The following is a 13,260-nucleotide window of genomic DNA, read 5'->3' as shown; positions in this document are numbered from 1 at the left end:
CGGTGAGCAGCGGCTCTCCAACTTCATGCTGTGGCAGGCGGCGTACAGCGAGTTCGTCTTCTCCGACGTGCTCAGGCCCGACGTCGACCGCCGCGACCTCTGGCGCGCCATCGAGACCTATGCCGGGCGTGACCGGAGGTACGGCGGAGCACAGCCGAACTTCTGAGGGGTGATGGAGTCCCCGGATATCCGGGGACTCCATCACGTGTCAGGCGTTGCAACCCCTGACCCGTGTAAGGGTCGCCTGCGGCAGACCCACACCCGGGAGCCGTCAGCGCTGGCAGGAACCACAGGTGCCGAAGATCTCCAGCGCGTGGGACACCTCGGAGTAGCCGTGCTCGGCAGCGATGGCCGTGGTCCACCGCTCGACGGCCGGGCCCTCGACCTCGATGGTCGCCCCGCAGGAGCGGCAGACGAGGTGGTGATGATGGGTCTCCGAGCAGCGGCGATAGATCGCCTCACCGTCCTCGGTGCGGAGCATGTCGACCTCGCCGGCCTCGACCAGCGCGTTGAGGGTCCGGTAGACCGTCGCCAGTCCGACCGGCGTCGCGGCCCGGCTGAGCAGGTCGTGGATGTCCTGGGCCGACCTGAAGTCGTCGACGGACGCCAGCGCCTCGGCGACGGCGGTGCGCTGCCGGGTCGGGCGCAGGGGAGTGCGTTCGGTGCTCACGCGTTCAAGGCCCATTCCTTCAGTGCTCGTCATAGTGCTCTCCGTGTGGGGCGTGCCGGTGGCCGTCGTGCACGTAGTCGACGTGGTCGCCGTGCTCCACCGCCGGGTGCCCGCAGTCGTCGCCGTGCTGGTGGAGGTGCTCACCGTCGGCATGCCCGACCTCGTGGTCGTCGGGGGAGTCGTCGGTGAGGATGGGGAACGGCTCGGCCAGTCGACTGCGACGGCGCAACCACACGCCGACAGGCCACGTAGCGGCGAACATCGCCAGGGCGAGCAGCACGATGGTGGGACCGGGCGCCACGGTGGTGTTCGCAGGGAACGACGCAGCGATCAGCAGACCACCGACGGCGGCCACCGCGCCGACGGCCATCGCGCCCGCGAGTGTCGTCCGGAACGAGCGGGCCATCTGTTGCGACGTCGCCACCGGGACGATCATCAGCGCCGAGACCAGCAGCAGGCCGACGGTGCGCATCGCCACCGTGACGGTGATGGCGGCGAGCACGGCGATGAGAAGGTTGTAGAACCGCACCCGAAGACCGGCGACCTTCGCGAACTCCGGGTCGGAGGCGACCGCGAACAGCCGTGGGAGCAGTCCGAGAGTCACCGCCAGGATGACGACCGCGAGCGCGAGGGTGAACCAGACATCCGCGTCGGACAGGCTGGTGATCGACCCGAAGAGGTAGGCCTGCAGCTTGTTGGCGCCCTGCCCAGCAAGTCCGGTGATCAGCACCCCGCCCGCGAGGCCGCCGTAGAAGAGCAGCGCCAGGGCGACGTCGCCGTTGGTGTGGCCCTGCTCGCGGATGACCTCGATAAGTACGGCGCCGAGGATCGCCACGACCACTGCCGTCCACGTCGGCGAGGTCCCGGTGAGCAGACCGAGCGCCACACCGGTGACGGCCACGTGGCCGATGCCGTCGCCGAGCAGCGCGAGTCGACGCTGGACGAGGAAGGTGCCGATGGCGGGCGCCGCGAGGCCGGTGAACAGTGCGGCGAGCAGCGCGCGCTGCATGAAGTCGCGACTGAGCAGGTCGAGAAGCTCGACGGGGCTCATCGGCCGCCCTCTCGGGTCTGCGACTGGAACGTGTCGAAGGGGGAGCCGACGTGAGGCGCGTGGTCGTGCGCGGGGCCCCCTGGGTGGTGGTGGCCGTGGACGTCGTCCTGGGGGAGCGGCGGGCCGTCGTAGGCGACCCTCCCGCCGCGCATGACGACCGCCCGGTCGACCAGGGGCTCGAGCGGGCCGAGCTCGTGGGCGACGAGGACCACGCTGGCACCGCGCTCGGAGAGGATGCGAAGGGCGTCGGCGAGGGCGAGCTGGCTGGGCAGGTCCACGCCCGCAGCCGGCTCGTCGAGGAAGAACAGGTCGGGCTCCCCGGCCAGCGCGCGGGCGATGAGCACCCGCTGCTGCTGGCCCCCCGACAGCGTGGAGACGCTGTCGCTGGCCTTGGCACTGAGTCCGACGACGCCGATGGCGTCGTCGATGGCGGCGCGGTCGGCGCGGCTGGTGGGTCGCAGGAGGCCTCGGCGCGTCAGCCGTCCGGACGCCACGACCTCGCGCACGTTGGCTGGTACGCCGCCCGCGGCCGTACCTCGTTGGGGCACGTAGCCGATGCGGTGACGGGCCCTGAAGTCGCCCACGGCCGTCCCGAAGAGGAGCACCGAGCCCTGCGTGAGGGGAAGCAGGCCGGTGAGGGCGCGCACCAGGGTGCTCTTGCCCGAGCCGTTGGCCCCCATCAGGGCGACGAACTCGCCCTCGCGCACGGTCAGGTTGTTGCCACGCAGCACCGGTCGCCCGCCGAGGGTGACGGTGACGTCACGCGCCTCGACGACGGGGGTTCCCGCGGTGTTCAGCATCCGTTGGCTCGCTGGAGGGCTGCGAGGTTCTGCTGCATGAGAGCAACGTAGTCGCTGGCGTCGTCACCCTCACCCGGTCCTTCGATGGGGTCGAGCACCGCGGTCTCGACACCGGCGTCACCGGCGAGGCTCTCGGCCATCGCCGGCGAGGCGAGGCGTTCGGAGAAGACGGTGGTGATGCCCTCGGCGGCGATGAGGTCCTCGAGCTCGCCCAGCACGGCGGGCGTGGGCTCGGCATCGGGTGAGAGGCCGGCGATGCCCTCGAAGCGCAGCCCGTAGCGCTCGAGGTAGCCGAACGCCTCGTGGCTGACGACGACGGTGTCGCGCTCGCAGTCCGCCAGACCCTCGGTGAAGTCGGCGTCGAGCTGCTCGAGCTCACCTCGCAGCTCATCGGCGTTGGCGCGGTACGTCGCAGCGTTCTCCCCGTCGACGTCAGCGAGACCTTCCGCGACCGCGTCGCCGAGGTCGGCCATCAGCAGCGGGTCCTGCCAGAAGTGGGGATCGGTACCGCTGTCGCCGTGCTCCTCCTCGTCCTCGTGGCCCTCCTCGAGCGACCGCAGCTCGACCGCCTCGGCGGCGTCGACGAGGGTGGCGTCGGAGACGTTCTCGATCGCGTCGTCGACAGCGGGCTGGAACTCGTGCTCGAAGACGATCACGTCGGCCTCGTCGAGGTCGGCGGTCGCAGCGATGCTCAGTCCGAGGTCGTGCGGCTCACCGCCCGGCTGGGTCAGGTTGGTGACCTCCCAGCCATCTCCCGCCACCTCCTGCGTGACCCACGCCAGGGGAAAGAACCCGGCGACGGCCTGCTTGTCGGAGTCGGACGCCCCGCTCGACGCTCCGCACCCGGCGAGGAGGAGGGAGGCAGCCACGAGCGGGAGGACACGGGAACGGCTGGCGGACGACGACATGAGAATGATTCTCGCTCGATTGAGAATGATTGTCAAACAGCGCGCCGCGGGTACTGTTCGATCGTGCTCGTCGTTTCCCGCTTCCGTGTCCCAGCGCTCGACGCGGCGGCGTTCCGCAGCGACATGGAGGTCGCGCACGCCGCGCTGGCGGAGCGGCCGGGCTACCTCGACGGCACCGTGGGCCGCAACGTCGACGACTCCGAGCTGTGGGTCCTCTCCACGCGGTGGGAGAACGTCGGCGCCTACCGCCGCGCGCTGTCGGCGTACGACGTCAAGATGCAGGCGGTGCCGCTGCTGAGCCGGGCCATCGACGAGCCCAGCGCCTACGAAGTGGCTGAGCCCGGCACCGACCTCAATGTCGCGTCGGCGCGCGCACTAGGCTGAGCGCTCGCCTGACCGGCAGCCAGCCGGCCGTCTCCCCTGCAAGGAATCCTCGTGGCCAAGCCCGCCCCCACCGCCCTCGACAACGTCGTCTCGCTCGCGAAGCGACGCGGTTTCGTCTACCCCTGCGGTGAGATCTACGGAGGCACGCGCTCGGCCTGGGACTACGGCCCGCTCGGGGTGGAGCTGAAGGAGAACATCAAGCGTCAGTGGTGGAAGGCCATGGTCACCCGCCGCGACGACGTCGTCGGCCTCGACTCCAGCGTCATCCTGCCCACCCGCACGTGGGAGGCCTCCGGCCACCTCGCGACCTTCACCGACCCGCTGGTGGAGTGCCAGTCCTGTCACAAGCGGTTCCGCGAGGACCACCTGCAGGAGGAGTACGCGTCGAAGAAGGGTCTCGACAACCCCGATGACGTCAACATCAACGAGGTCGTCGCCTGCCCCAACTGCGGCACCCGTTCGTCGTGGACCCCGCCGCGCAACTTCAACATGATGCTCAAGACCAACCTCGGGGTGATCGAGGACGAGTCCGGGGTGCACTACCTGCGTCCCGAGACCGCCCAGGGCATCTTCCTCAACTTCGCCAACGTGGTGACGACGAGCCGCTCCAAGCCCCCCTTCGGCATCGCCCAGATGGGCAAGTCCTTCCGCAACGAGAGCACGCCCGGCAACTTCATCTTCCGGACCCGCGAGTTCGAGCAGATGGAGATGGAGTTCTTCGTCAAGCCCGGCGAGGACGAGGAGTGGCACCAGTACTGGATCGACGAGCGCAACCGCTGGTACGTCGACCTCGGCATCAACCCTGACAACCTGCGCTTCTACGAGCACGCGCAGGAGAAGCTCTCGCACTACTCCAAGCGCACCGTCGACATCGAGTACCGCTTCGGCTTCACCGGCGGCGAGTGGGGCGAGCTCGAGGGCATCGCCAACCGCACCGACTTCGACCTCACCCAGCACGGCGAGGCCTCCGGCAAGGACCTGTCCTACTTCGACCAGGCCAACAACGAACGCTTCGTGCCCTACGTCATCGAGCCGGCGGCCGGCCCCAACCGCGCGATGATGGCCTTCCTCGTCGACGCCTACACCGAGGACGAGGCCCCGAACACGAAGGGCGGCGTCGACAAGCGGGTCGTGCTCAAGCTCCACCCGAAGCTCGCCCCGGTGAAGGTCGCGGTGCTTCCGCTGTCCCGCAACGCAGACCTCACGCCCAAGGCGAAGGCCCTCGCGGCCGACCTGAGGGAGAGCTGGAACGTCGAGTTCGACGACGCGGGTGCCATCGGGCGCCGCTACCGCCGACAGGACGAGATCGGGACGCCGTACTGCGTCACCGTCGACTTCGAGACGCTCGACGACAACGCCGTGACCGTGCGCGAGCGCGACACCATGGCGCAGGAGCGGATCAGTCTCGACGGGATCACCCGCTGGTTCGCGGAGCGGTTCGTCGGCTGCTGACGCACCTTCGGGGTGCACAATGCACGCATGCTGCGCAGCGCTCTGGCCACGCTCGCCCTGACGGTCGCTCTGGGGGGCTCACTCTGCGCATGTGCCGCGGACGAGCCGGAGCCGACGGCGCCCGTCACACCCTCGGCGTCCGAGACGCCGGTCGCGGAACCCACCGAGGTCCCCTTCGGTGACGCCGAGTCGGTGACGTGGGAGCCCACGAACAATCTCACGACCGAGCTCTCGATCCAGGTCGACCGGGTGCGCGAGGGTCGCTTCGCCGACTTCAAGGACCTCGTGGCGAGCGGAATCACCGAGGCAAACCAGCCCTTCTACGTCGACGTGGTGATCGCGAACGGGGGAGAGCCCGAGATCGGCGGCCTCGACGTCCCGCTCTACCTGGTCGACTCCGCGCAGGTCCTGTCGCCACCCTCGAAGTTCGCGACCACCTTCGAGCCGTGCCCGTCCGGTCCGCTGCCCACCTCCTTCGGCGCAGGGGAGAAGGCGGAGATGTGCCTGGTCTTCTTCAGCTCGCCCAGCGCGGACTTCCAGTCCATCACCTTCCAGCCCGACCTGGAGACCGCAGCGGTCAGCTGGACCGGCGACGTCGACGTACCGGCCAAGGAGCCGAAGCCCGGCCAGGACCGGAAGAAGAAGCGCCGCTGAATCGCGCTCTGGCGGGCCGACCGGCGAGAATGGCGCCATGGCCGGTTCCGCTCCGCTGACCCTCGGGTCCCTCACGATCGACACCCCCGTCGTGCTGGCGCCGATGGCCGGAATCACGAATGCGGCGTACCGCCGACTCTGTGCCGAGCAGGGAGCAGGCCTCTACGTCTGCGAGATGATCACCTCACGCGGGCTCGTCGAGGGTGACGAGACGACGAGGAAGATGCTCGTGTTCGACGACCTCGAGACCGTCCGTTCCGTCCAGCTGTACGGCACCGACCCGGTCTACGTCGGCAAGGCCGTCGAGATCCTGTGTGCCGACTACGGCGTGGCGCACGTCGACCTCAACTTCGGCTGCCCGGTCCCCAAGGTGACGCGCAAAGGCGGTGGGGGAGCCCTGCCGTGGAAGCGCGGGCTGCTCGCCGACATCCTCGCGGCGGCGGTGGGGGCCGCTGCGGCGTACGACGTGCCCGTCACCATGAAGACCCGCAAGGGTCTCGACGACGACCACCTCACCTATCTCGACGCCGGCAGGATCGCCCAGGAGTCGGGCGCCGCGGCGATCGCGCTGCACGGGCGCACGGTCGAGCAGGCCTACTCGGGGCAGGCGGACTGGGACGCCATCGCCCAGCTCGTGCAGGCGGTCGACATCCCCGTCCTCGGCAACGGCGACATCTGGGAGGCCTCAGACGCGATCCGCATGGTCGCTGAGACCGGGGTCGACGGCGTGGTGGTCGGCCGCGGCTGCCTGGGCCGGCCGTGGCTCTTCCGCGACCTGGCCGCCGCGTTCCGCGGGGACGACGTCGCGACGCTGCCTGACCTGGGTGAGGTCGCCCACATGATGCGACGTCACGCGGAGCTGCTGTGCGAGCACATGGGGGAGGAGCGCGGGTGCAAGGAGTTCCGCAAGCACGTCGGGTGGTACCTCAAGGGTTTCCGCGCCGGGGGTGACCTTCGACACTCCCTGGCCCTGGTCGACTCGCTCGCCACCCTGGACACGCTGCTGGCCGATCTGGATCCCGACGAGCCCTTCCCCACCTCGGAGCTGGGCGCCCCCCGCGGGCGCCAGGGAGCCCCCCGCAAGCGGGTCGTGCTGCCCGAGGGGTGGCTGGACGACACCGATGGGCGTGACCTGCACGTGCGCGAGGACACCACTGAGCTGACCGGCGGCTGACCGGGGGTTCACGGGCGGCCTCAGGTGCATCACCGGGGAAAGCCATGGGCACGGCAGGGGAAAGAAGGGGAACACTCGCCCCGAGAATTGAGACAGGCCACGGATCGTGTGTTTGACTCGTCGTCACGTCCGGCGCTCGCCCCGAGCTTCCCCGCTTGAGCGCTGGACTTTCCCCTGCACGCAATCAGCAAAGGATCAACGCTGTGGCTCAGCATCGCCACAAGCGGGAAACCAATGCCCGCCGCCCCAAGGCCATCCAGGTCGCGGGACCCATCGCCATCATGGCCACGTTCTCCGCCGTCAGCCTCGGAGTCCTGCTCGCCCCACCCCAGACCAACCAGTTCCTCGCCTCGTCCGCGAGCATCAGCTCCGCCGACGCGGCGCTCGTCTCCGGTGTCGTGTCCCGCGCCGCGGCTGCTGGGTCCCTGCGTGAGGACGTCGTCTCCCGCTCGGAGTCGCGGCTGAAGTCCCTGAAGGTCGAGAAGCGCGAGACCCGGCAGAAGCTCAAGCAGCAGGCAGTACGCACGTCCGAGTTACGGGACAAGGCCGAGCGGAAGGCGGCGGTCCAGGCCGTCAGCCGCGCCGCCACCAAGATGTGGACCACCACCGAGCTCAACCTGTGGTCCGGTCCGGAGAGCGATGCCGAGATGCTCGGCGTCCTCGACGAGCTCGAGAGGGTGCTGGTCACCGGCCGGGCAGCGAACGACCGCGTCGAGATCGTCATCAACGACAAGTCCCGGTGGGTCAGCGCCGGCTACCTGGCCGACGAGAAGCCGACGCCCGAGCCGGACGAGCCGACGCTCGGGGGAGACTGCACCAACGGCTCGTCGGTCTCCGGCCAGCCCAACGTGATCGCGATCCACCGTGCAGTGTGCGCCGCCTTCCCGGAGATCACGTCCTACGGCACCTACCGCGGCGACGGCGAGCACGCCCAGGGCCTCGCGATCGACATCATGGTCAGCGGCAGTCGTGGCTGGGAGGTGGCGGAGTTCGTGCGTGCCAACTACTCCACCCTGGGCGTCTCCTACATCATCTACTCCCAGAACATCTGGTCGGTCGAGCGTGGCGGCGAAGGCTGGCGGTCCATGTCCGACCGCGGCTCCACCACGGCCAACCACTACGACCACGTGCACGTCACGACGTACTGACCCGTCGGCCGTCCAGCTTCATCCGGCTGAACCGGTGCCCTAGCGAGCCCGTCACGACGACCGAGGGCACCAAGCACCTGTCGGACGGCACTACTACGCTCAGTCCACGATGGACATCGAGCAGTTGTACGCCGACGCCGACCGCGAGCGGATCGTGGCCGAGCCCCCGAAGCGGGTCGACGCGCCGGAGCGAACGGCCTTCGAGCGCGACCGCGCCCGGGTGGTCCACGCAGCCGCCTCGCGCCGGCTCGCGGCCAAGACGCAGGTCGTCGGGCCGCAGTCGGACGACTTCGTCCGCAACCGGCTCACCCACAGCCTCGAGGTGGCCCAGGTCGCCCGCGACCTGGCGAGGGCGCTCGGCTGCCATGCCGACGTGACCGAGACCGCGGCCCTGGCCCACGACCTGGGCCATCCGCCGTTCGGTCACAACGGCGAGCGTGCGCTGGCCAGCCTGAGCCAGGACTGCGGAGGCTTCGAGGGCAACGCGCAGACGCTGCGGCTGCTCACCAGGCTGGAGGCCAAGACCTTCTCCGAGAACGGCTCGGCCGGGTTGAACCTGACGCGCGCCACCCTGGACGCCTGCACGAAATATCCGTGGACCCGGGCGTTCGCTACCGACCCCGGGGGAGTGCACTCCGACGGGACCCCCCGCTTCGTGGTGAAGTTCGGGGTCTACGACGACGACGTCGAGGTCTTCGCCTGGTTGCGTCAGGGGGTCGAGGGGACGCGCAAGTGCCTCGAGGCGCAGGTGATGGACCTGGCCGACGACGTCGCCTACTCGGTGCACGACGTCGAGGACGGCATCGTCGCCGACCGGCTCGACCTGACCAGGCTCGACCTCGACGCCCTGTGGGAGACGGTCCGTGCGTGGTACCTCCCGGAGTGCGACGACGCCGAGCTGTCGGATGCTCTGGCGTCGATGCAGGCGCAGGAGAGCTGGCCGCGTGCGGCGTACGACGCAAGCAGGCGCTCGCTCGCGGTGATCAAGAACCTCACCAGCGACCTCGTGGGCCGCTTCTGCGGGAGCGTCCAGACGGCCACGTTCGCAGCGTCGGACGGTCCGTTCATCCGGCACCGCGCCGACCTGGTGGTGCCGCGGCAGACCGAGGTCGAGATCGGGATCCTCAAGGGGATCGCCGCCCACTACGTCATGCAGGCCCAGGACCGGGTCGACCTGATGGAGCGCCAGCGGAGCCTGATGGCCGAGCTCTTCGAGGGACTCTGGGCGCTGGGACCCGATGGCCTCGACCCCTCGTTCGTCGAGGACTGGGAGTGCGCACATGACGACGCCACCCGGCAACGAGTCATCGTCGACCAGGTGGCGTCGTACACGGATGCGCGGGCCATCAGCCGTCATGCCGAGCTGATGCGCCGCAGCTGACCCTTAGGGCAGGTCGCCCTGGGGGTAGGGGTTGTCCTGCAGGGCGGTGCTGTCGGGGTTGAGCTGCGACTCCAGGTCGGAGTGAGCCGGGCTCGAGGCGGCCGACGACGAGTCCGAGCCGCCACCGGGCTTCACCTTCTCCGCCGCGCTGCTGGCGGCGGAGGTGACCTTGTCCTTGACGACGGGCGCCTGTGCCTTCGCAGTCTCAGCCGCCTGCTGGGCGGCGTCCTGGACGCGCGGGTTGTCCTTGACCTTGGTGGCCATCCCGGCGATCTGGTCGTAGCGCTCACGTCCGGCGCGAGCGCCCAGGACGTAGCCGATCCCGCCGGCGGTCAACAGCAACAGCTTCTTCATCATGACGTTCTCCTCTGGTGGTGGTGGACGTTGTTCGATCAGTGGTCGCGGCGCAGGCGCCAGACGAGCAGCACGGCGATCATGGCCGCGAGCGAGCCCGCGGCCGCGAGCACCTCGGGGCGCGGCGAGCCTTCGGTGGTGGTCGTGCGGTCCTTGACGTCGGCGACCCCCTGGGTGGCGCGGTCCTTGACCTCGGCGACCTTGGACCTGGCCCGGGACTTCAGGTCGAGCTTGGCGCTCAGCTGGTCCACGGTCTCGGCGAGGCGTTCGCGCTGCTCGAGGATCTCCGCCTCGATCTCCTCGGGGCTCTTCGAGTCAGGCACTTCTGTTCCCCTTCACGGTGGCGATGTCTTCCTTGAGGCCTTCGACGGCCAGGTCGGGGGTGGGCGGTCCGGCCTCGGTGACCTTCTTCTTGCCGATCAGGCCGGCCACTGCGGCCGTGACCAGCAGGACGAGCGCCACGACGAGTGCTGCCAACCAGGCGTCGAGGAACTCTGCCAGTGCGAGGACGGCCGTCGCGATCAGCGTGCCGAACCCGAAGAAGGCCAGGATGCCGGCGACGCCCGCGATGCCGATGCCGACACCGGCCGCCTTGCCCTTCTGGGTGACCTCGGCCTGCGCCAGCCTGAGCTCGGAGCGGATGAGCTCGGGGACCTGCGTGGTGAGCTGGTGGACCAGTGCCCCGATGGTCTGGTCGTTGCTCTGCATGGGATGGCTCATGCTCCCAACCTCTCAAAGACGGCCACTGATCGGAAGCCGAGCCAACCCATACGGGTGTCGGCGGGCGGACGTAGACTCCGGCCCGTGGCAGGGAGGATTCGCGAGGACGACATCGCAGAGGTGCGGGAGAAGGCACGCATCGACGACGTCGTCTCGTCCTACGTGACGCTCCGCAAGGCAGGTGGCGGTTCGCTGAAGGGCCTGTGCCCCTTCCACGACGAGAAGTCCCCGTCGTTCAACGTCAACCCGTCTCGCGGATATTTCCACTGCTTTGGCTGTCAGGAAGGTGGCGATGTCATCAACTTCCTGATGAAGATCGACGGACTCACCTTCGCCGAGACCGTCGAGCGGTTGGCCGACAAATACGGCGTGCAGCTGCGACGCGAGGACGGCGACGCGCCCGAGCGGCCACGTGGCCCGGCGCGCGGCCGGCTGATCGAGGCCAACAAGGTCGCCCAGGACTTCTACGCCGAACAGCTCGAGACGGTCGAGGCCGTGACCGCACGCGAGTTCCTCACGGGTCGCGGTTTCGACCAGGACGTAGCGACCACCTTCGGCATCGGCTTCGCCCCGCGCGACGGGGAGGCGCTCGTCCGGCACCTGCGCGGGCGCGGCTTCAGCGACGAGGACGCGATCGCGGCCGGCCTGGTGGCGATGGGACGGTCGGCCTACGACCGGTTCCGGGGCCGCCTGCTGTGGCCGATCCGCGACGCCAGCGGCGACACGATCGGGTTCGGCGCACGTCGCATCTTCGACGACGACAAGATCGAGGCGAAATACCTCAACACCTCCGAGACCGTGCTCTACAAGAAGAGCCACGTCCTCTACGGCATCGACCTCGCCCGCCGCGACATGGCGCGGTCCTCACAAGCAGTCGTGGTCGAGGGCTACACCGATGTGATGGCCTGCCACCTCTCGGGCGTGCCCACGGCAGTCGCGACGTGCGGGACGGCCTTCGGTGACGACCACGCACGCGTGCTGCGGCGCTTCCTGCACGACCACGAGGAGTTCCGCGGCGAGGTGATCTTCACCTTCGACGGCGACGCCGCCGGGCAGAAGGCCGCGCTCAAGGCGTTCGGCGGTGACCAGAACTTCGTCTCCCAGACCTATGTCGCCATCGAGCCCGACGGCCTGGACCCCTGCGACCTGCGGATCCAGAAGGGGGACGCCGCCGTGCGCGAGCTGGTCGCGAAGAGGCAGCCCCTGTATCGCTTCGTGCTCGCCAACGTCGTCACGAAGTACGACCTGGACCGCGCGGACGCCCGGATCGACGCCATGCGCGAGGCAGCAGGGCTCGTCTCAAGCATCCGCGACAAGTCGAAGGTCGACGCGTTTGCCCGCGAGATCGCCGGGATGATCGGGGTCGACGTCGATGACGCTCGCCGTGAAGTACGCCGCGCAGCCGCCCGCGCCGAACGCCCGGACGAGCGACGAGCCGCTCCGGCGGCAGCGGCAGCGGCAGCGGCGCAGCCGTCCCGCCCGCGGGTGCCCAGCCTGCGCGACCCCCGCTTCAGCACCGAGCGCGAGACGCTGAAGATCGTGATCCAGCACCCCGGCGCGGTGGGCCGCGTCATCGAGGGCGTCGGACCGCACGACTTCAGCCATCCGACCTACCGGGGTGTCTGGGAGGCCGTTGCCGCGGCCGGCGGCCCGGCTGCCGGTGCGAAGGACAACGGATGGAGCACCCGCGTGCGTTCCTCGGCGGCCGACCCCGCGGTCTCGTCGGCGATCAGCGAGCTCGGCGTCGAGCCCGTGCTGACGCCCGCCGAGCCCACCCCCACCTATGTCGCCATGCACGTCTACCGCCTGCAGGAGCTGACCACGATGCGCAGGATCGCCGAGCTGAAGTCGCGGCTGCAGCGGACCAACCCGGTCGAGCACGCTGCGCCGTACAACAAGATGTTCGGTGAGCTCGTCGCCCTGGAGCAGCACCGCCGCAACCTGCGTGACCAGCAGGTGAAGTCGCAGTGAGGTCGCTGAGGCGTTCCTCGCCTGCGGTGGCTGTCGGCCCCGGGGAACGAGTGTTGGCGTGGTGCGAGAGCGTGGACGGCGTCGTGCTGGCCGGGACCCGCGACGCCCTCTACCTCGGCTCGACCCGCATCCCGTGGGAGCAGGTCGAGGCGGCCGACTGGGACCGTGACGCCGACGCCTTCCGCGTGTCCCTCGTGGGGTCGTGGGGCCAGGAGAAGGTGGCGCACTCCTACGACCTGAAGCTGCCCGGCCGGCTCCTCGAGCTCGTCCGGGAGCGGGTCACGGCGAGTGTCGTGCTGCAGCGCCACGTCTCGATGCGTGGCCGGCGCGGTGTCCGGGTCATCGGCCGCCGGGCGCCTCGTGGCACCGGCGCGATCGAGTGGTTCTTCGAGTACGACGAAGGCGTGGACCCCGCCGACCCGGTCGTCCGCGTGGCGTCCGCCTCGGCCCTGGCCGCTGCCAGGGCCGACATCGGGCTGTAGCAACGGTCCTGATTTCCTCCACCCGACCGGGCTTGCTAAGGTTTCGAACCGCTGCACAAGCGATCCCCTGTAGCTCAACTGGCAGAGCATTCGGCTGTTAACCGGAGGGTT

General features: G+C 69.5%; 16 protein-coding genes. 9 read left to right on the top strand and 7 right to left on the bottom strand.

What is annotated here, in order from left to right:
• Nucleotides 1-166 (top strand): undecaprenyl diphosphate synthase family protein (locus JWN68_RS00625; RefSeq protein WP_297733161.1); only part of this gene is annotated, 166 nt, incomplete at its 5' end.
• Nucleotides 167-271: 105 nt separating this feature from the next.
• Here the strand turns inward: JWN68_RS00625 and JWN68_RS00620 are convergent.
• The 4 genes from JWN68_RS00620 to JWN68_RS00605 are packed head-to-tail and all read right to left on the bottom strand — an operon-like array spanning nucleotide 272 to nucleotide 3,390.
• Complete coding sequence (locus JWN68_RS00620; RefSeq protein WP_297733158.1) at nucleotides 272-703, bottom strand: Fur family transcriptional regulator; 432 nt, start codon at nucleotides 701-703, stop codon at nucleotides 272-274.
• Nucleotides 690-1,721, bottom strand: coding sequence for a metal ABC transporter permease (locus JWN68_RS00615; RefSeq protein WP_297733155.1), 1,032 nt, complete (start codon nucleotides 1,719-1,721; stop codon nucleotides 690-692). The genes JWN68_RS00620 and JWN68_RS00615 overlap by 14 nt, the downstream gene beginning before the upstream one ends.
• Nucleotides 1,718-2,521: an ABC transporter ATP-binding protein gene (locus tag JWN68_RS00610; RefSeq protein ID WP_297733151.1), complete on the bottom strand. Its 804-nt coding sequence runs from the start codon at nucleotides 2,519-2,521 to the stop codon at nucleotides 1,718-1,720. Before JWN68_RS00610 ends, JWN68_RS00615 begins: the two co-directional genes overlap by 4 nt.
• Nucleotides 2,515-3,390, bottom strand: a complete 876-nt coding sequence (locus JWN68_RS00605) for a metal ABC transporter substrate-binding protein (protein WP_297733148.1) — start codon at nucleotides 3,388-3,390, stop codon at nucleotides 2,515-2,517. Before JWN68_RS00605 ends, JWN68_RS00610 begins: the two co-directional genes overlap by 7 nt.
• A gap of 102 nt (nucleotides 3,391-3,492) precedes the next feature.
• Between JWN68_RS00605 and JWN68_RS00600 the strand changes: the two genes are divergently transcribed.
• From JWN68_RS00600 to JWN68_RS00575, 6 genes are all read left to right on the top strand, one after another.
• The gene (locus JWN68_RS00600; RefSeq protein WP_297733145.1) at nucleotides 3,493-3,813 is read left to right on the top strand and encodes an antibiotic biosynthesis monooxygenase; all 321 of its coding nucleotides are present in this window, start codon (nucleotides 3,493-3,495) and stop codon (nucleotides 3,811-3,813) included.
• A 51-nt stretch (nucleotides 3,814-3,864) separates the two neighbouring features.
• On the top strand, nucleotides 3,865-5,265 hold the full coding sequence (locus JWN68_RS00595; RefSeq protein WP_297733143.1) for a glycine--tRNA ligase: 1,401 nt from the start codon (nucleotides 3,865-3,867) through the stop codon (nucleotides 5,263-5,265).
• 27 nt (nucleotides 5,266-5,292) lie between these two features.
• Entirely contained in the window at nucleotides 5,293-5,919 is a 627-nt protein-coding gene (locus JWN68_RS00590) for a hypothetical protein (protein ID WP_297733140.1), read from the top strand.
• 37 nt (nucleotides 5,920-5,956) lie between these two features.
• Nucleotides 5,957-7,093, top strand: a complete 1,137-nt coding sequence (gene dusB, locus JWN68_RS00585; protein WP_297733137.1) for a tRNA dihydrouridine synthase DusB — start codon at nucleotides 5,957-5,959, stop codon at nucleotides 7,091-7,093.
• 203 nt (nucleotides 7,094-7,296) lie between these two features.
• Nucleotides 7,297-8,241 (top strand): SH3 domain-containing protein, encoded by a 945-nt coding sequence (locus tag JWN68_RS00580; protein ID WP_297733134.1) that lies wholly within the window; start codon nucleotides 7,297-7,299, stop codon nucleotides 8,239-8,241.
• Nucleotides 8,242-8,350: 109 nt separating this feature from the next.
• Nucleotides 8,351-9,622, top strand: a complete 1,272-nt coding sequence (locus JWN68_RS00575) for a deoxyguanosinetriphosphate triphosphohydrolase (protein ID WP_297733131.1) — start codon at nucleotides 8,351-8,353, stop codon at nucleotides 9,620-9,622.
• Between the two features lie 3 nt (nucleotides 9,623-9,625).
• Here the strand turns inward: JWN68_RS00575 and JWN68_RS00570 are convergent, their stop codons facing one another.
• The 3 genes from JWN68_RS00570 to JWN68_RS00560 are packed head-to-tail and all read right to left on the bottom strand — an operon-like array spanning nucleotide 9,626 to nucleotide 10,696.
• Nucleotides 9,626-9,979, bottom strand: a complete 354-nt coding sequence (locus JWN68_RS00570; RefSeq protein WP_297733128.1) for a hypothetical protein — start codon at nucleotides 9,977-9,979, stop codon at nucleotides 9,626-9,628.
• A 35-nt stretch (nucleotides 9,980-10,014) separates the two neighbouring features.
• Nucleotides 10,015-10,299, bottom strand: coding sequence for a DUF3618 domain-containing protein (locus JWN68_RS00565; RefSeq protein ID WP_297733126.1), 285 nt, complete (start codon nucleotides 10,297-10,299; stop codon nucleotides 10,015-10,017).
• Entirely contained in the window at nucleotides 10,292-10,696 is a 405-nt protein-coding gene (locus tag JWN68_RS00560; RefSeq protein ID WP_297733122.1) for a phage holin family protein, read from the bottom strand. The genes JWN68_RS00565 and JWN68_RS00560 overlap by 8 nt, the downstream gene beginning before the upstream one ends.
• Nucleotides 10,697-10,780: 84 nt before the next feature.
• On the opposite strand from JWN68_RS00560, the gene dnaG reads away from it, so the two are divergent.
• On the top strand, nucleotides 10,781-12,667 hold the full coding sequence (gene dnaG, locus JWN68_RS00555) for a DNA primase (RefSeq protein WP_297733119.1): 1,887 nt from the start codon (nucleotides 10,781-10,783) through the stop codon (nucleotides 12,665-12,667).
• Nucleotides 12,668-12,738: 71 nt separating this feature from the next.
• Entirely contained in the window at nucleotides 12,739-13,149 is a 411-nt protein-coding gene (locus JWN68_RS00550; protein WP_297733116.1) for a hypothetical protein, read from the top strand.
• The last annotated feature ends 111 nt before the right edge of the window (nucleotides 13,150-13,260 follow it).

This window comes from Nocardioides sp. (genome assembly GCF_025964975.1).
In the GTDB taxonomy this organism is placed as follows: Bacteria; Actinomycetota; Actinomycetes; order Propionibacteriales; family Nocardioidaceae; genus Nocardioides.
The sequence above is the reverse complement of the archived record's forward strand: the minus strand, read 5'-3'. Positions and strand labels throughout refer to the sequence as shown.

Coding starts and splice junctions, on each gene's coding strand:
- JWN68_RS00620 (WP_297733158.1), bottom strand. CDS start 703: ATGACGAGCACTGAAGGAATGGGCCTTGAACGCGTGAGCACCGAACGC.
- JWN68_RS00615 (WP_297733155.1), bottom strand. CDS start 1,721: ATGAGCCCCGTCGAGCTTCTCGACCTGCTCAGTCGCGACTTCATGCAG.
- JWN68_RS00610 (WP_297733151.1), bottom strand. CDS start 2,521: ATGCTGAACACCGCGGGAACCCCCGTCGTCGAGGCGCGTGACGTCACC.
- JWN68_RS00590 (WP_297733140.1), top strand. CDS start 5,293: ATGCTGCGCAGCGCTCTGGCCACGCTCGCCCTGACGGTCGCTCTGGGG.
- dusB (WP_297733137.1), top strand. CDS start 5,957: ATGGCCGGTTCCGCTCCGCTGACCCTCGGGTCCCTCACGATCGACACC.
- JWN68_RS00575 (WP_297733131.1), top strand. CDS start 8,351: ATGGACATCGAGCAGTTGTACGCCGACGCCGACCGCGAGCGGATCGTG.
- JWN68_RS00570 (WP_297733128.1), bottom strand. CDS start 9,979: ATGATGAAGAAGCTGTTGCTGTTGACCGCCGGCGGGATCGGCTACGTC.
- JWN68_RS00560 (WP_297733122.1), bottom strand. CDS start 10,696: ATGAGCCATCCCATGCAGAGCAACGACCAGACCATCGGGGCACTGGTC.